This is a genomic window from Burkholderia lata (assembly GCF_000012945.1).
Classification (GTDB): Bacteria; Pseudomonadota; Gammaproteobacteria; order Burkholderiales; family Burkholderiaceae; genus Burkholderia; species Burkholderia lata.
In genome coordinates this window covers 1,081,135-1,097,478 of the sequence record NC_007510.1, presented here as the reverse complement: position 1 = coordinate 1,097,478, position 16,344 = coordinate 1,081,135, and the positions used below count along the sequence as shown (strand labels likewise).

Sequence of the window (16,344 nt, the reverse complement as noted above, 5' to 3'; positions counted from 1 at the left end):
CTCGTGAGGCTTACTGGTTCTGGCCGTCGAGCTTCGCCTTCAGCAGCGCGCCGAGGTTGGTCGTACCGGTCGCAGCAGCGCTGGAGTCCGACTGCAGGCCGCGGATCGCTTCCTGTTGTTCAGCCGAATCCTTCGCCTTGATCGACAGGTTGATGCCGCGCGACTTGCGATCGATGTTGATCACCATCGCGTTGACCTTGTCGCCTTCCTTCAGCACGTTGCGAGCATCTTCGACGCGATCTTGCGAGATTTCCGACGCACGCAGGTAGCCTTCGATGTCACCCGTCAGCGTGACGACCGCACCCTTCGCATCGACCGTCTTCACGACGCCGTCGACGATCGAGCCCTTGTCGTTCATTGCAACGTAGTTGCTGAACGGGTCGCCTTCGAGCTGCTTGATGCCGAGCGAAATGCGTTCCTTCTCGACGTCGATACCGAGCACGATTGCTTCGACTTCGTCGCCCTTCTTGTACTTGCGAACCGCTTCTTCGCCAGTTTCGCTCCACGACAGGTCCGACAGGTGGACCAGGCCGTCGATGCCGCCCGGCAGACCGATGAACACGCCGAAGTCGGTGATCGACTTGATTGCGCCCGTGATCTTGTCGCCCTTCTTGAAGTTGCGGCTGAAGTCATCCCACGGATTCGGCTTGCACTGCTTCATGCCGAGGCTGATACGACGACGGTCTTCGTCGATCTCGAGGACCATGACTTCGACTTCGTCGCCCAGCTGGACAACCTTCGACGGAGCAACGTTCTTGTTGGTCCAGTCCATTTCCGACACGTGGACAAGGCCTTCGATGCCCGATTCCACTTCGACGAATGCGCCGTAGTCGGTGATGTTCGTGACCTTGCCGAACAGGCGCGTGCCCGACGGGTAACGGCGCGAGATGCCTTCCCACGGATCGTCGCCCAGTTGCTTGATGCCCAGCGAGACGCGGTTCTTCTCTTGATCGAACTTGAGGATCTTCGCGGTGACTTCCTGGCCAACCGACAGGACTTCGCTCGGGTGACGCACACGACGCCATGCGATGTCGGTGATGTGCAGCAGGCCGTCGATGCCGCCGAGGTCGACGAACGCGCCGTAGTCGGTGATGTTCTTGACCACGCCGTTGACGATCGCGCCTTCCTTCAGCGTCTCGAGCAGCTTCGCGCGCTCTTCGCCTTGGGTTGCTTCGATCACTGCACGACGCGACAGCACGACGTTGTTACGCTTGCGATCGAGCTTGATCACGCGGAACTCGAGCGTCTTGCCTTCGTACGGGGTCGTGTCCTTGACCGGACGCGTGTCGACCAGCGAACCCGGCAGGAACGCGCGGATGCCGTTGACCATCACGGTCATGCCGCCCTTCACCTTGCCGGTGATCGTGCCGGTGACGAGTTCGTTGTTGTCGAGAGCCTTTTCCAGCGACAGCCACGATGCAAGGCGCTTCGCCTTGTCGCGCGACAGGATCGTGTCGCCGTAGCCGTTTTCGAGTGCGTCGATTGCGACGGACACGAAATCGCCCGACTGCACCTCAACCTCGCCCTGATCGTTCAGGAATTCCTCGATCGGAATGTAAGCCTCGGACTTGAGGCCTGCATTGACGACCACGAAGTTGTGGTCGACGCGCACGACTTCGGCGGAAATCACTTCGCCGGCGCGCATGTCTTGGCGGGTCAGCGACTCTTCGAACAGAGCCGCGAAAGATTCAGTATTCGGGGTAGAGGTTTGCAGGTCGGACATAAAAATCTGATTGTGCATGGATCGCTGTGCCACGCCGGCCGGAATGGCAGGCTGAAAGGGCCAGATCGATGACCACACGGGGTTAAGGGTTCGAAACACGCTCCGCGCTTACGGCGTGGAGCACCTACCGCGACCCGCCTTCTCAGGCGGGCTGGCCGAGCGCCCGGTACCACTGCAGCACCTGGTCGACCGCTTCATCGACCGAAAGCGCCGACGTATCGAGCAGCTTGGCATCTGCCGCGGGCTTCAGCGGCGCGGCTGCGCGATTGCTGTCGCGCGCGTCACGTTCACGAAGATCCCGGAGCAAGTCATCTATATTAGCAGAAAAACCTTTTTGCATCAATTGCTTATGCCGTCTGGTCGCGCGCGCCTCGGCACTGGCCGTCAGAAACACCTTCAGCACGGCGTCCGGGAAGATCACGGTGCCCATGTCGCGCCCGTCTGCAACGAGGCCCGGCGTCTTGCGGAACGCGCGCTGGCGCGCGACGAGCGCGGTGCGCACGGGCCCGTGCACGGCAATCGCCGATGCGCGGTTGCCGACCACTTCGGCGCGGATGTCGTTCGACACATCGACGCCGTCGAGCTGCGCGCAGCCTTCGCGGAACGTGATGTGGAGATCGTCGATCAGCTTCACCAGCGCGTCGATATCCTCCGCCTCGATGCCGTAGCGCACGCTCGCGAGCGCGGCAAGCCGGTACAACGCGCCGCTGTCGAGCAGGTGGAAGCCAAGATGCGCGGCAACGAGCGCGGCGACGGTGCCCTTGCCGGAAGCAGTCGGGCCGTCGATCGTGATGACGGGAGTCGGGTGAAAGGGTCGGGTCGATTTCATCAGAACAGTGGGGTCAGGCTTTGGCGAGCGCGGCGAAGCGGTCGAAATAGTCGGGGAACGTCTTGCCGACGCACTTCGGATCGTTGATCCGCACGGGCACGCCGCCCAGGCTGACGAGCGAGAAGCACATCGCCATCCGGTGATCGTCGTACGTGTCGATCGCCGCGTTCGGCGTGAGCTTTTCCGGCGGCGTGACGACAAGGTAGTCAGGACCTTCCTCGATGATCGCGCCGACCTTGCGCAACTCGGTCGCCATCGCAGCGATGCGGTCGGTTTCCTTCACGCGCCAGCTCGCGATGTTGCGCAGCGTGCTTGTGCCGTTCGCGAACAGCGCAGCGACCGCGATGGTCATCGCCGCATCGGGGATCAGGTTGAAGTCCATGTCGATCGGCTCGAGCTTGCCGTGGTCGTGGCCGATACCGCGCACGTCGATCCAGTCGTCGCCCATGGTCACGTTCGCGCCCATCTGCATCAGCGCGTTCGCGAAGCCGACATCGCCCTGAATGCTCGCACGCCCCACGCCTTCGACACGCAGCGGCCCGCCGCCAAGCGCGCCGGCCGCGAGGAAGTACGATGCGGACGACGCATCGCCCTCGACCATGATTCGCCCCGGCGAGCGATATCGGACGCCGGCCGGCACAACGAAGCGCTGCCAGCCATCCCGCTCGACGGTCACGCCGAAGCGTTCCATCAGCCGGATCGTGATGTCGATGTACGGCTTCGAGATCAGCTCGCCATCGACCTCGACGACGATCTTGCCGTCCTTCGCCTTCACGAGCGGCAGCGTCATCAGCAGTGCCGTGAGGAACTGGCTCGACACGTCGCCGCGCACGCGAATCGGCGCGTCGACGGAAATGTTCGCGGGTTTGATCCGCAGCGGCGGGTAGCCTTCGTTCAGCTCGTAGTCGATCTGCGCGCCGATCTGCCGCAGGCCGTCGACGAGGTCGCCGATCGGCCGCTCGTGCATGCGCGGCACGCCGTGCACGCGATAGTCGCCGCCGTTCACCGCGAGCGCGGCGGTCAGCGGCCGCACGGCCGTGCCCGCATTGCCGAGGAACAGGTCGGCCGTCTTCGCGGTGAATGCGCCGCGCGTGCCCGTGACGACACAGGTGTCGCCGTCGCGCGCGAGCTTCACGCCGAGCGTGCCGAGTGCGTCGAGCATCACGCGCGTGTCGTCGGAGTCGAGCAGGTTGGTGATCGTCGTTTCGCCTTCGGCAAGCGCCGCGAGCAGCAGCACGCGGTTCGAAATGCTCTTCGAGCCGGGCAGGCGCACGGTGCCCGATGCGCTGGAGTACGGGCCGAGATCGAGATAGTCCATGGGAATCGTCCTGTTATTTCTTGACCGGTTCGGCAGCGGGCGTACCACCGCGCTCCTGCCATGCCTTGCGCGCAGCGCGCGAGCGCGTGAACACCGCTTCGAGCGCCGCGCCATCGCCGGCGTCGATCGCTGCGCGAAGCCGCGTGAGCACGCGCGTATAGCCGTCGAGTTCATCGAGCAGCGCCGCGCGGTTCGCGACGCACACGTCGCGCCACATCTCCGGGCTCGACGCCGCGATGCGCGTGAAATCGCGGAAACCGCCCGCCGCGTACGAGAATTTCAGTTCCGCGTCAGCCTCGCCGAGAATCTGCTCGACGAGCGCGAACGACAGCACGTGCGGCAGATGGCTGATCGACGCAAACACCCGATCGTGCTGCTCCGTGCTCATCGTGCGCACGTCGGCGCCGGTCGCGCGCCACATCGCGTCGATCCGCGCGACCGATTCGGGTGCGTTTTCCGGAAGCGGACACAGCACGACGTTGCGGCCGACGTACAGATCCGGCAACGCGGCCTCGACGCCGCTCGACTCGCGACCGGCGATCGGATGCCCCGGCACGAACTGCGCGATCCGCGCACCGAGCGCTTCGCGCGCGGCCGCGACGACATCGGACTTGGTGCTGCCCGCATCGGTGACGATCGTCGCCGCTTCAAGCCACGGTGCGATGCGCGCGAGCAACGGGCCCGTCTGCGCGACGGGCGCCGCCAGCAGCACGAGATCGGCGCCTGCCAGCGCGTCGCGCAATTGCGCATCGTCGTCGAGCGCCGCCGCGCGGTCGATCACGCCGAGCGCGAGCGCGCGCTCGACCGACGCACGCGAACGGCCCACGCCGACGACCTCGCCCGCGCCGCCCGGCGCGCGCTCGCGCAGCGCGCGAGCCAGCGATCCGCCGATCAGGCCGACGCCGAAGATGACCAGTTTGTTGAATGCAAAGCCTGACACGACAAGAGCCAAGTTACGCGCGCGGGACGACGCCCCGCACGCGGAATTCCAGATTCCGGGCAACGGGCCCGCATGCAGCACAAGCTGTGCTGCATGCCGCCCGAACCCGCCTTCGGCAGCGCCGACCGGCCTGCCCTGCCCGCCTGGCCCCAACACCTGCGCGAACAGGCGACGGGCCGCCGCGCATCAGCGTGCGCGCGGATACGAACCGAGTATCTTCAGGAACGCGGCCTTCTGGCCGAGTTCCGCGAGCGCGGCTGCAACCGACGCATCGTCCCGGTGCCCTTCGATGTCGATGTAGAAGTAGTACTCCCACGTGCCGACGCGCGCCGGGCGCGACTCGAAGCGCGTCATCGACACGCCGTGCCGCGCAAGCGGCTCGAGCAGCTTGAACACGGCGCCCGGCTCATTCTTCACCGACACGATCAGCGACGTCTGGTCGTGACCGCTTTGCCCCGCCGGCTGCTTGCCGACGATCACGAAGCGCGTGCGGTTGTGCGGATCGTCCTGGATCAGCGAGAACGCGATCTGCAGGCCGTAGTGCGCAGCCGCGCGATCGCCCGCGATCGCCGCGACCGTCGGATCGGCCGCCGCGAGACGCGCAGCCTCCGCGTTGCTCGCCACCGCCTGCCGCTCAAGCTGCGGTGCGTTCGCCGCGAGCCACTGCTGGCATTGCGCAAGCGCCTGCGCATGCGCGCAAACGCGTTTCACGCCGTCGAGCGTGCCGCTTTGCGTCAGCAGGTTGTGATGGATCGGCAGCGCGAGCTCTCCGCTGATCAGCAGTTGCGTCTGCAGCAACAGGTCGAGCGTGCGCGACACGGCGCCTTCGGTCGAATTCTCGACCGGCGCTATGCCGAACGCGGACGCGCCGGCCTCGACCGAGCGGAACACCTCGTCGATCGACGGGCATGGCAGCCCTTCGATCGACTGGCCAAAGTACTCGAGCATCGCCTGCTCGCTATACGTGCCGACCGGCCCGAGGAACGCGACGTGGATCGTCTGTTCGAGCGCGCGGCTCGCGGCCATGATCTCGCGCCAGATGGCGCTGATGTGCTCGCTCGCGAGCGGCCCCGCGCTCATGTCCTGCAGCCGGGCGATCACCTGCAGCTCGCGCTCCGGCCGGAACACCGGTGCGTTGAAATGCTTCTTGACCTCTCCCACCTCCAGCGCCACCGCGGCGCGCTGGTTCAGGAGCGCGATCAGCTGCGCGTCGATCGCGTCGATGCGATCGCGCAGCGGTTTCAGGCGGGAATTCAGTTCGTCGTCCATGCGTTTTGCCGTGCTGTTTGAACAGCGCCGCCGTCAGGCGCCGCGCTGCTCGAAGTCCTTCATGTACTCGACGAGCGCTTTCACGCCCTCGAGCGGCACCGCGTTGTAGATCGACGCCCGCATGCCGCCGACGGACTTGTGGCCCTTCAGCTGCAGCAGCCCGCGCGCCTTTGCGCCGGCAAGGAAGTCTTCATTGCGCGTTTCGTCGGCCAGGAAAAACGGCACGTTCATCCGCGAACGTGCTGCCGGCTCGACCTTGTTCAGATAGAAACTGCTCGAATCGATCGTGTCGTAGAGCAGCTTCGCTTTTTCGATATTGCGGGCCTCGATCGCTTCGAGGCCACCCTGCCGCTTCAGCCACTGGAACACCAGGCCCGCGATGTAGATCGCGTAGGTGGGCGGCGTGTTGTACAGCGAGTTGTTCGCGGCGATGGTCTTCCATTCGAACGCGGACGGGCAGATCGACAGCGCACGGTCGAGCAGGTCCTCGCGCACGATCACGAGCGTCACGCCGGCCATCCCGATGTTCTTCTGCGCGCCGCCGAACAGCACGCCGTATTTCGCGACGTCCATCGGGCGCGACAGGATGTGCGACGACACATCCGCGACCAGCGGCACATCGCCGAGATCGGGAATCTCGAACGTCTCGACACCGTCGATCGTCTCGTTGGTACACAGATGCACGTAGGCCGGATCGTCCGACAGCTGCCATTCGGCGCGCACGGGCGCACGCGTATAGCCGTCTTCCGTCTTGCCGGTCGCGGCGAGATGCGGCGTGCCGTATTTCTTCGCTTCGGTGAACGATTTCTGCGACCACGAGCCCGTGACGACGAAGTCGGCCGTCTTGCGCGACCCGAGCAGGTTCATCGGCACGATTGCGTTTTCCGCGATACCGCCGCCCTGCAGGAACAGGATCCGGTGGCTGGCCGGCACACCGAGCAGGTCGCGCAGGTCGGTCAGCGCGGCCTCGTGGATCGACATGAATTCCTTGCCGCGATGGCTCATCTCCATCACGCTCATGCCGCTGCCGTGCCAGTCGAGCATTTCGTCGGCAGCTTGCCGCAGCACTTCCTCGGGCATCGCCGCAGGGCCGGCGGAGAAATTAAAGACGCGCATCGTGAAAACCTCGGAGGGACGCGACCGGCTCGCCGCCGGCAGAACGCGCCAAAAAAGAAATGGCCGCTTGCGCTCGCGCGCAAACGGCCATTATCGCACTGTCGTCAGGCTCCCGCCAAACCCGGCCGAACGGCCGGGGGCGTGCCCGGACGGCTTTACTTGCCCGGCTTGACTGCTGCGACTTCCTTGTCAGCCTGCGTGCGCGTTGCCTGGATAGCTTGCGGCATGTACTTCTGCATCAGGCCGTTGACCACGTCGCGACCGACCTGATCCTGAACCTGGATGAACTTGCGGCCCGTCGGGCTCTTGTAGAACGTCGTCAGATCCTTGATCTCCGACGTGCTGTAGTACTTCGCGTAGGCGTCGTACTGAGCCGACATCGCGTCGTTCTGGAACTGTTGCGTACCGAACACCTTGCCTGCGCCGTCAACCAGCTTCGGCACCGCGTTCTTCTGCAGCGTCGGAACGGCAGCCTGCTTCTGCTTGTCGTTCAGCGTCTTGTTTTCCGACAGCGCGTCCGACAGGATCGCCGGGACGAGTTGCTTGGCCTGCATTTCGGCGCTGTTGCCGATTGCCGACACGAGCTTCGGCGCGTCGATCGCGTCGAGCAGATCCTTGATCGCTGCCTTCTTGTCGGCGTCGATCGGCGCAGCTGCCGCCGGAGCTGCCGGTGCGGAATTCGACAGCGCTTGCGCCATCGCGAACGTCGGCACCAGTGCAGCCAGCAGAACCAGTTGCTTGAATTGCTTTTGCATCATCACTCCCTTTTGGAAATATGAATGGTTGCTCGCCGGCCGCGGCGCTTCGCGCCTGCGGCGGCTAGAGTCTCATCCGTTCTTCAGGCTTCGCCGTCCGACGCCTCGTCGGCCTCGCCTTCACCCTCTTCGGCCTCCGCGATCTGCTGCAGGCCAGAGAGCTTGGTACCCTCATCGAGACTGATGAGTGTAACACCTTGCGTGGCACGCCCCATCTCGCGAATCTCCGACACACGGGTGCGAATCAACACACCGGCCGTCGTGATCAGCATGATCTGATCTTCGGCATCGACGAGCGTTGCAGCCACGACCTTGCCGTTGCGCTCGGACGTCTGGATCGCGATCATACCCTTCGTGCCGCGGCCGTGACGCGTGTACTCGGTGATCGGCGTGCGCTTGCCGTAACCGTTCTCGGTCGCGGTGAGCACCGTCTGCTCTTCACTGCCGGCAACCAGCAACGCGATGACCTGCTGCCCGTCTTCAAGCTGCATGCCGCGCACACCGCGCGCCTCGCGACCCATCGGACGCACGTCGTTCTCGTCGAAGCGCACGGCCTTGCCGGAGTCCGAGAACAGCATCACGTCGTGCGCGCCGTCGGTGATCGACGCGCCGATCAGGTAGTCGCCTTCGTCGAGGCCGACCGCGATGATGCCCTTCTTCATCGGACGGCTGAATGCCTCGAGCGGCGTCTTCTTCACGGTGCCGAGCGACGTCGCCATGAAGATGAACTTGTCGGCCGAGAATTCCTTGACCGGCAGCACGACGTTGATCTTCTCGCCTTCCTGCAGCGGGAACATGTTGACGATCGGACGGCCGCGCGAGTTGCGCGAGCCCTGCGGCACTTCGTAGACCTTGACCCAGTACACGCGCCCGCGGTTCGAGAAGCACAGGATGTAGTCGTGCGTGTTCGCGATGAACAGCGTCTCGATCCAGTCGTCTTCCTTCATCTGCGTCGCCTGCTTGCCGCGACCGCCGCGCTTCTGCGCACGGTATTCGGACAGCGGCTGCGACTTCACGTAGCCCGCATGCGACATCGTGACGACCATGTCCTGCGGCGTGATCAGGTCTTCGGTGTTCAGCTCGGTTGCGTTCAGCTCGATCTTCGAGCGGCGTGCGTCGCCGAACTCGGCCTTCACCGACGTCAGTTCCTCGCCGATCATCGTCGTGATCCGCTCGGGGCGCGCGAGGATGTCCAGCAGGTCGGCGATTTGCGCCATCACTTCGCGGTACTCGCCGATGATCTTGTCCTGCTCGAGGCCGGTCAGGCGCTGCAGACGCATCTGCAGGATTTCCTGCGCCTGCGTGTCGGACAGGCGGTACAGCCCGTCGACCTGCATGCCGAACGCCGGGTTCAGGCCTTCCGGACGATACGCGGAACGGCCGCCGGCCGCCGCGTTCTCGCTCTCGGCGCGCGTGAGCATCTCGCGCACGAGCGACGAATCCCACGGCTTCGCCATCAACTCCGCCTTCGCGATCGGCGGCGTCGGCGCGGCCTTGATGATCGCGATGAACTCGTCGATGTTCGCGAGCGCGACCGCGAGACCTTCGAGCACGTGGCCGCGTTCGCGGGCCTTGCGCAGTTCGTAGATCGTGCGGCGCGTCAGCACTTCGCGTCGATGCGACAGGAAGCACTGCAGGATTTCCTTCAGGTTCAGCAGCTTCGGCTGGCCGTCGACGAGCGCGACCATGTTCATGCCGAACGTATCCTGGAGCTGCGTCGCCTTGTACAGGTTGTTCAGCACCACTTCCGGCACTTCACCGCGCTTGAGCTCGATCACGACACGCATGCCGCTCTTGTCGGACTCGTCGCGGATGTCGGAGATGCCCTCGAGCTTCTTCTCGTTGACAAGCTCGGCGATCCGCTCGAGCAGCGAACGCTTGTTCACCTGGTACGGCAGCTCGTCGACGATGATCGCCATCCGCTGGCCGCGGTCGATCTCCTCGAAGTGCGTGGCCGCGCGCATCACGACGCGGCCGCGCCCGGTACGGTAGCCGTCGCGCACGCCGGCGACGCCGTAGATGATGCCGGCCGTCGGGAAATCCGGCGCCGGGATGATCTCGATCAGCTCGTCGATCGTCGCTTCCGGGTTGCCCAGCAGGTGCTGGCACGCGTCGACGACTTCGTTCAGGTTGTGCGGCGGGATGTTGGTCGCCATGCCGACCGCAATACCCGACGAGCCGTTGATCAGCAGGTTCGGGATGCGCGATGGCAGGACCGACGGCTGCATTTCGTTGCCGTCATAGTTCGGCTCGAAATCGACCGTTTCCTTGTCGATGTCGGCGAGCAGCTCGTGACCGATCTTCGCCATGCGAATTTCGGTGTACCGCATCGCCGCGGCATTGTCGCCGTCGATCGAACCGAAGTTGCCCTGCCCGTCGATCAGCATGTAGCGCAGCGAGAAGTCCTGCGCCATCCGCACGATCGTGTCGTAGACCGCGGTATCGCCGTGAGGGTGGTACTTACCGATCACGTCGCCGACGATACGCGCCGACTTCTTGTACGCGCGGTTCCAGTCGTTGTTCAGTTCGTGCATCGCGAACAACACGCGCCGGTGCACGGGTTTCAGGCCATCGCGGACATCCGGGAGGGCACGTCCGACGATCACGCTCATCGCGTAATCGAGATACGAACGGCGCATTTCCTCCTCTAGGGAGGTGGGCAGGGTCTCTTTGGCGAATTGATCCATGTATCCGTATCGTTTCGGAGCGAAGACGGCGAACGCCTTTCGCGTGGGCGCTGCATGCGCAACGCAACGCGAGATTCTAACATGCGCCCATCAGCCGCCAATTCGCCTCCCCCTCTATATATAAATAGCGAAAATCGCGGCGGCGGCGAATCGGCCGGGAATTGCACGCCGCAATTGCACCCGACTCGGCATCACGGACGATTGCAGCGTCACTTGTTTCTCGCGCACGAGTAAACAACTGCATTCATCGGCGCAATTTCGCCGCCACACTCTTGACAATTTCTAAAAGTTACGGCAGGTCGGTGTTGCGCATGCGCCACAAAGTCGAAGCGATCTTAGGGTGGGGAGGATTTTTTTTCGTAGGAAGGGAACGATATGGCAAAATGCCAACGCACTGAAAGTTAGACGCTGCTCGAAGTCTACACAGAGGCGGCGCCGCGTTTTTTGTGCCGCACCAATGTTATACTTCGAGCAATGTATGACTTGTCACCGTCAACAGGCTCGCAGTAAACCTGCGGTAATCTCAATTTCGAGAGGAGAAATATGAATAAACTTTCAAAGCTCGCGTTCATTGCAGCTACCGCAGTTATGGCTGCATCCGCTTCGGCACAGTCGGTGCCGGCGTCGCGTCAAGCCGTCAATGACAACTGGGTGAACGGCACGGGCGAATGGGTGTGGATGAACGGCACGAACGAGCTCTGCTGGCGCGATGCGTTCTGGACGCCGGCCACCGCCAACGCGAAGTGCGATGGCGCACTGGTCGCCCAGGCACCGCAGCCGCCGGTCGCTCCGGTCGCTCCGGCAATCACGAGCCAGAAGATCACGTATCAAGCTGACGCACTGTTCGACTTCGACAAGGCAACGCTCAAGCCGCTGGGCAAGCAAAAGCTGGACGAACTGGCTTCGAAGATCGAAGGCATGAACACGGAAGTGGTCGTCGCAACGGGCTACACGGACCGCATCGGTTCGGACAAGTACAACGACCGTCTGTCGCTGCGCCGTGCGCAAGCCGTGAAGTCGTACCTGGTCAGCAAGGGTGTGCCGGCCAACAAGATCTACACGGAAGGCAAGGGCAAGCGCAACCCGGTTACGACTGGCTGCAACCAGAAGAACCGCAAGCAACTCATCGCCTGCCTCGCACCGGATCGCCGCGTGGAAGTCGAAGTGGTTGGTACGCAAGAAGTCCAGAAGACGACCGTTCCGGCAAACTAAGCCGCGGTTTTCGACTGCTTCAAAGCCCCGCTCCGGCGGGGCTTTTTTCTTTGACGCCGCCTTTGACGCCCGTCCAGGCGCTCGCCGCTTCGCCGCTCGTCCGCTTCTTATATACTCGGGGCTGACGAACCGCAGCACCGCCCTCCTCCCGTAGCCCGTTTGCCGACATGACCAACGCCGATCCGCACGAACTCCAGAAATTCAGCGACCTCGCCCATCGGTGGTGGGATCCGAACGCCGAATTCAAGCCGCTGCACGACCTGAACCCGGTCCGGCTCGGCTGGATCGATGCGCATGCGCACCTTGCCGGCAAGCGCGCACTCGACATCGGCTGCGGCGGCGGCATCCTGTCCGAATCGATGGCCGGACTCGGCGCGCAGGTGAAGGGGATCGACCTGTCGACCGAAGCGCTCGGCGTCGCCGACCTGCACAGCCTCGAGAGCGGCATCACGGTCGACTACGAGGCCATCGCCGCCGAAGCGATCGCCGCGCGCGAACCGGGCACCTACGATGTGGTCACGTGCATGGAGATGCTCGAGCACGTGCCGTCGCCGGGCGACATCGTCGCCGCGTGCGCGACGCTCGTGAAGCCGGGTGGCTGGGTGTTCTTCTCGACGCTGAACCGCAACCTGAAGGCCTACCTGTTCGCCGTGATCGGCGCGGAGTACATCGCGCAAATGCTGCCGAAGGGCACGCACGACTACGCGCGCTTCATCCGCCCGTCGGAACTGGCCGGCTTCGTGCGGGCAACCGATCTGCACATCGTGGAGATCAAGGGCATCACGTATCACCCGATCGGCAAGCGCTTCGCGCTGTCGAACGACACCGACATCAACTACCTCGTCGCGTGCCGCCGCGGCGCGTGACCTTCCAACCGGCATGACGACTCCCCTCTCGACCGCGCGGGCTGCACTCGACGAACCGCGCCTGCTGCACTGCGATGCCGTGCTGTTCGATCTGGACGGCACGCTCGCCGACACGGCCCCCGATCTCGCGGCTGCCGTCAACAAGATGCAACGCGTGCGCGACCTGCCCGAAACGCCGCTCGACGTGTTGCGGCCGCTGGCCTCGGCCGGCGCACGCGGCCTGCTCGGCGGCGCGTTCGGCATCGATCCGCAGACGCCCGGCTATGAAGCGATGCGCGACGAATTCCTGGCCAACTACGCGACGGATCTGTGCGTGCACACGACGCTGTTCCCCGGCATCGGCGACGTGCTCGACGAACTCGATGCGCGCGGCGTGCGCTGGGGCATCGTCACGAACAAGGCGATGCGGCTCACGGCGCCGCTCGTCGACCTGCTCGGCCTCGCGCCGCGTGCCGCCTGCGTCGTCGGGGGCGACACAACGCCGCACCCGAAGCCGCACCCGGCCCCGCTGCTGCATGCGGCCGACCAGCTGACGCTCGCGCCTGCGCGCATCGTCTACGTCGGCGACGACCTGCGCGACATTCAGGCCGGCAGCGCCGCCGGCATGGCAACGGTCGCGGCCGCGTATGGCTATTGCGGCGACGGCGCCGCGCCATCCGACTGGCAAGCGCAACATCTCGTCGACACGACGCAGCAACTGCGCGAACTGCTGCGCGATGTTGGGCTATAATGGTCGATCTTATCCGCGGGGGCGACCTGGTTTCGACAGGGGTTGTGAAGCGGCTAGGGCATGTCGAGGACCCGTCACCTCGTTAATCAATGGGAAAATCGTAACTGCAAACGACGATACGTTCGCACTGGCAGCCTAACGGCCGCCGTCCTCTGCCTAGTTCACTGACGGGCTAGTGTCGCAAGACCGGTAGCAATACCGCCAGAGGTCATTTACGTCAGTTAAGCCCTGTCGGCGTCGCGACGCCAGGGTCGAAAACCTAGCGAATCGCCGTAGTGCAGCGTGTTCGTCCGCGTCGCTGCGGTTAAATCAAATGACTGAACTAAACATGTAGAACTAGTCGTGGAGCGCTTCTGGACGCGGGTTCGATTCCCGCCGCCTCCACCAAATTCCGCGCTCGCCGCACGAACCCCGCATGACGCAAGTCTGCGGGGTTTTTTGTTGCCGGCGAAACGCATGCGCCCCTCCCCGTCCGAAAAAGCGCCCAGCCACGGGTGGGCCGGGCGGAATGCCGCCGGACTTCCAGCGACAGGAGGTGACGGATGTCCTGCCACGCCCGCGCAATCATCGATCGCGCCAGGCAGCGGCCAGCCCGGGCGCTGCAGTGTCGGGCGCGACGCGTCGTCGCACCCGGCATTCACGCACACCGGGGCAATGCGCGATTTAGCTGCCGCGATACAGTGACTTCATTTCTTCAGCGGTGGCCGGACGCACGCCCATTGCACGCGAACCCGATGCCGATGCGCCCTGTGCCTGTGCACCGTACCCGCTAGCGTCGGCGCCTTGCGCTTGCGCCAGCGCGCTGCGCTGTTGCTCTGCAACACGCGCCGTCGCAGCCTGGATCGCTTCCGGGTAATGCGGATCTTCACCGCGAGCGGAGTTGTAACCTGCCTGCTGCAGCTGGACCAGTTCGGCACGAACCTGCGCGCGGGTGATCGTCGAACCCGACTGGGCGAACGACACGACCGGGGCAACGAGAGCGGCAGCAACGACAACAGCTTGAACGAGCGACTTCATGATGACCTACCTCCAGATTTGTCTGTGTTCGCGGTGAACACCTTGTTCATCGCTGACAACCCGAAGTTTATGTAGGCGGATGCTTAAGAATAAGGCAGGTTTCTGGAAGACATCCTTCCTGATTTACGGGTTAACCCTAGATCGCCTGCCAGGCCGGCGATGCGCACGTACGGGCATCGCCCGGCGTCGAATCGCATGAAGATTCGACGGAAAGCAAAAGCCCCGCGAAGCGGCAACGCTTCGCGGGGCTCGGACAGAATCGGAATCGCACGGGATTCCGGCAGTGGCCAGTCAGCCGGCCAGGCCGGTGCGCGGGCGCGATGCCCGCCAGTCGAACCGGTGCCGCATGACTATCGTGCGGACACGCCCGCCTGCCGGGTTACTGCGTATCCATCGGACACTTCAGGTTGCAGCCGTTCGGATCGCCCAAGTCGCCTTTACGGCGCAACGCGGACTTCTTGCCGCTCTGGTATTTCTGCGACGGCGTCGACGCTGCGAACGGCATCTGCGGATGCTCGTTCAGGCGAAACTGTTCGCTCAGGATACCGCCGGGTACACCGGGGGAATTCTGCGCAAGCGCAAACGGCGAAACAGCGACCAGCAGCCCCGCGGTCAACGCTGCCGCGGCGAGGGGAAAGGAAAATTTCATGGCGGGATGACGCTTGAACGGCGTGCTTGTTAGAACGTTGGTCAAGCGGCAAGCGTAGCGCAAATCCCTCGCTGCTGCATCGCGGTGCGATTGCGCCTGCGTTACCGGGAATTGCCCTCCGGCACGCTCGCGCCGTCGCCGCCGGCCAGCCCCGTCGCGATGCTCGTCAGCGTTCCGCACGCGGCCGGATCGTAGCCGTCGAGATGCGCGACGCGCTCGACGAAGCGCGCATCGCGCAGCAGCGCCAGTACGCCGGCAAGCGGCCGCGCGTCGAGCCGCGCGCGTTCGCATGCAAAGTAATAGTCTTCGTCGACGACGGGGATGAAATCGAGCCCGAAATGATGGGCGGCCGGCTCGACGCCGAAGCCGAGATCGGCCATTCCGCTCGCGACGAACGCCGCGATCGCCGAATGCGTGAGCTCGGCCGACGCGTAGCCGTCGATGCGCTCGGGATCGATGCCGATCGCGCGCAGTGCAAGATCCAGCAGCATGCGCGTGCCCGACCCCGGCTGGCGGTTGACGAAGCGGATGTCATTGCGCGCGAGATCCGCGAGCCCGCGAACCTGCTTCGGGTTGCCGCGCGGAACGAACAGCCCCTGCTGGCGCCGCGTCAGGTGGATCAGCACATGGCGCGTCTCGTCGAGCCACGGCCGGTAGATCTGCGCGCACTGCGCGCGAAAGGCGCCGCGCGGAAGATGGAAGCCGGCCAGGTCGCACTCGCCGCGAGCAAGCGCCTGCACGGCCTCGACACTCTCGCGATACTTGATGTCGACAGCCGCCTGCGCATCGACGAGCGCGGAGACGAGTGTAGCGACCGCATAGCCGTGCGACGCGTGGATGCGCACGGCGCCGTCGCGCTGCGCGAGCCGCCGGTTCAGGTCGCTCGCCACTTCGGCCGCCAGCGTGCGCAGGTTCCCGTCGAGCCGACTGCGTGCGAGACGCTGCGCATCGACGACGGCCTGCCCGAGCGCCGACAGCGTCGAGCCCTTGCCGCGCGCGGTTTCGATCAGTTCCCCGCCGATGCACGCCTCCAGCGCGCGCAGCATGCCCCATGCGTGCCGGTAGGACAGCCCTTTCGCTTGCGCGGCCTGCGCAATGCTGCCCGTGTCGGCCACGAGTTCCAGCAACGGAGCGACGTCCGACAGGCTGGCCGCGCGGCCTTCCGTGTCGCGTACGGTCAGATACGCGTCGCATTCGATTCGAATCAATTATGCACTCCGATTTCCTATTGCG

The 16,344-nt window shown here is 64.5% G+C and carries 14 protein-coding genes and 1 other RNA gene; 4 read left to right on the top strand and 11 right to left on the bottom strand.

All coding sequences use genetic code 11. From position 1 onward, the window contains the following. Nucleotides 1-10 precede the first annotated feature (10 nt). The 8 genes from rpsA to gyrA form a co-directional block, all read right to left on the bottom strand. Nucleotides 11-1,723: a 30S ribosomal protein S1 gene (gene rpsA, locus BCEP18194_RS10905; protein WP_011351335.1), complete on the bottom strand. Its 1,713-nt coding sequence runs from the start codon at nucleotides 1,721-1,723 to the stop codon at nucleotides 11-13. Between the two features lie 142 nt (nucleotides 1,724-1,865). Next, a complete protein-coding gene (gene cmk / locus BCEP18194_RS10900) occupies nucleotides 1,866-2,552 on the bottom strand; it encodes a (d)CMP kinase (protein WP_011351334.1) in 687 nt (228 codons plus the stop codon). Nucleotides 2,553-2,565: 13 nt separating this feature from the next. Further along, nucleotides 2,566-3,870, bottom strand: a complete 1,305-nt coding sequence (aroA, locus tag BCEP18194_RS10895; protein WP_011351333.1) for a 3-phosphoshikimate 1-carboxyvinyltransferase — start codon at nucleotides 3,868-3,870, stop codon at nucleotides 2,566-2,568. A gap of 13 nt (nucleotides 3,871-3,883) precedes the next feature. Continuing rightward, complete coding sequence (locus tag BCEP18194_RS10890; protein ID WP_011351332.1) at nucleotides 3,884-4,810, bottom strand: prephenate dehydrogenase/arogenate dehydrogenase family protein; 927 nt, start codon at nucleotides 4,808-4,810, stop codon at nucleotides 3,884-3,886. A 186-nt stretch (nucleotides 4,811-4,996) separates the two neighbouring features. Further along, nucleotides 4,997-6,079 carry a prephenate dehydratase gene (gene pheA, locus BCEP18194_RS10885; protein WP_011351331.1) on the bottom strand — a complete coding sequence of 361 codons (1,083 nt, stop codon included), beginning with the start codon at nucleotides 6,077-6,079 and terminating at the stop codon, nucleotides 4,997-4,999. 33 nt (nucleotides 6,080-6,112) lie between these two features. Next, nucleotides 6,113-7,195, bottom strand: coding sequence for a 3-phosphoserine/phosphohydroxythreonine transaminase (gene serC / locus BCEP18194_RS10880; protein WP_011351330.1), 1,083 nt, complete (start codon nucleotides 7,193-7,195; stop codon nucleotides 6,113-6,115). 155 nt (nucleotides 7,196-7,350) lie between these two features. Continuing rightward, entirely contained in the window at nucleotides 7,351-7,950 is a 600-nt protein-coding gene (locus BCEP18194_RS10875) for a DUF2059 domain-containing protein (RefSeq protein WP_011351329.1), read from the bottom strand. A gap of 83 nt (nucleotides 7,951-8,033) precedes the next feature. Then, nucleotides 8,034-10,637, bottom strand: coding sequence for a DNA gyrase subunit A (gene gyrA / locus BCEP18194_RS10870; protein WP_011351328.1), 2,604 nt, complete (start codon nucleotides 10,635-10,637; stop codon nucleotides 8,034-8,036). 543 nt (nucleotides 10,638-11,180) lie between these two features. On the opposite strand from gyrA, the gene ompA reads away from it, so the two are divergent. From ompA to ssrA, 4 genes are all read left to right on the top strand, one after another. Beyond that, nucleotides 11,181-11,849: an outer membrane protein OmpA gene (gene ompA / locus BCEP18194_RS10865; protein ID WP_011351327.1), complete on the top strand. Its 669-nt coding sequence runs from the start codon at nucleotides 11,181-11,183 to the stop codon at nucleotides 11,847-11,849. 167 nt (nucleotides 11,850-12,016) lie between these two features. Then, nucleotides 12,017-12,715 (top strand): bifunctional 2-polyprenyl-6-hydroxyphenol methylase/3-demethylubiquinol 3-O-methyltransferase UbiG, encoded by a 699-nt coding sequence (ubiG, locus tag BCEP18194_RS10860; protein WP_011351326.1) that lies wholly within the window; start codon nucleotides 12,017-12,019, stop codon nucleotides 12,713-12,715. Nucleotides 12,716-12,728: 13 nt separating this feature from the next. Next, nucleotides 12,729-13,445: a phosphoglycolate phosphatase gene (gene gph / locus BCEP18194_RS10855; protein WP_011351325.1), complete on the top strand. Its 717-nt coding sequence runs from the start codon at nucleotides 12,729-12,731 to the stop codon at nucleotides 13,443-13,445. A 17-nt stretch (nucleotides 13,446-13,462) separates the two neighbouring features. Further along, nucleotides 13,463-13,832: a transfer-messenger RNA gene (gene ssrA, locus BCEP18194_RS38940) on the top strand. A gap of 276 nt (nucleotides 13,833-14,108) precedes the next feature. Here the strand turns inward: ssrA and BCEP18194_RS10850 are convergent. The 3 genes from BCEP18194_RS10850 to BCEP18194_RS10840 form a co-directional block, all read right to left on the bottom strand. Then, complete coding sequence (locus BCEP18194_RS10850) at nucleotides 14,109-14,462, bottom strand: DUF4148 domain-containing protein (RefSeq protein ID WP_011351324.1); 354 nt, start codon at nucleotides 14,460-14,462, stop codon at nucleotides 14,109-14,111. A 379-nt stretch (nucleotides 14,463-14,841) separates the two neighbouring features. Then, entirely contained in the window at nucleotides 14,842-15,111 is a 270-nt protein-coding gene (locus BCEP18194_RS10845; RefSeq protein ID WP_041492776.1) for a hypothetical protein, read from the bottom strand. Nucleotides 15,112-15,212: 101 nt separating this feature from the next. After that, the gene (locus tag BCEP18194_RS10840) at nucleotides 15,213-16,319 is read right to left on the bottom strand and encodes a substrate-binding domain-containing protein (protein ID WP_011351322.1); all 1,107 of its coding nucleotides are present in this window, start codon (nucleotides 16,317-16,319) and stop codon (nucleotides 15,213-15,215) included. Nucleotides 16,320-16,344 lie beyond the last annotated feature (25 nt).

What these genes read in the sequence shown, in the direction of transcription:
- rpsA (WP_011351335.1), bottom strand. Translation starts at nt 1,723, where the DNA reads ATGTCCGACCTGCAAACCTCTACCCCGAATACTGAATCTTTCGCGGCT.
- cmk (WP_011351334.1), bottom strand. Translation starts at nt 2,552, where the DNA reads ATGAAATCGACCCGACCCTTTCACCCGACTCCCGTCATCACGATCGAC.
- aroA (WP_011351333.1), bottom strand. Translation starts at nt 3,870, where the DNA reads ATGGACTATCTCGATCTCGGCCCGTACTCCAGCGCATCGGGCACCGTG.
- pheA (WP_011351331.1), bottom strand. Translation starts at nt 6,079, where the DNA reads ATGGACGACGAACTGAATTCCCGCCTGAAACCGCTGCGCGATCGCATC.
- serC (WP_011351330.1), bottom strand. Translation starts at nt 7,195, where the DNA reads ATGCGCGTCTTTAATTTCTCCGCCGGCCCTGCGGCGATGCCCGAGGAA.
- BCEP18194_RS10875 (WP_011351329.1), bottom strand. Translation starts at nt 7,950, where the DNA reads ATGCAAAAGCAATTCAAGCAACTGGTTCTGCTGGCTGCACTGGTGCCG.
- gyrA (WP_011351328.1), bottom strand. Translation starts at nt 10,637, where the DNA reads ATGGATCAATTCGCCAAAGAGACCCTGCCCACCTCCCTAGAGGAGGAA.
- ompA (WP_011351327.1), top strand. Translation starts at nt 11,181, where the DNA reads ATGAATAAACTTTCAAAGCTCGCGTTCATTGCAGCTACCGCAGTTATG.
- ubiG (WP_011351326.1), top strand. Translation starts at nt 12,017, where the DNA reads ATGACCAACGCCGATCCGCACGAACTCCAGAAATTCAGCGACCTCGCC.
- gph (WP_011351325.1), top strand. Translation starts at nt 12,729, where the DNA reads ATGACGACTCCCCTCTCGACCGCGCGGGCTGCACTCGACGAACCGCGC.
- BCEP18194_RS10850 (WP_011351324.1), bottom strand. Translation starts at nt 14,462, where the DNA reads ATGAAGTCGCTCGTTCAAGCTGTTGTCGTTGCTGCCGCTCTCGTTGCC.
- BCEP18194_RS10845 (WP_041492776.1), bottom strand. Translation starts at nt 15,111, where the DNA reads ATGAAATTTTCCTTTCCCCTCGCCGCGGCAGCGTTGACCGCGGGGCTG.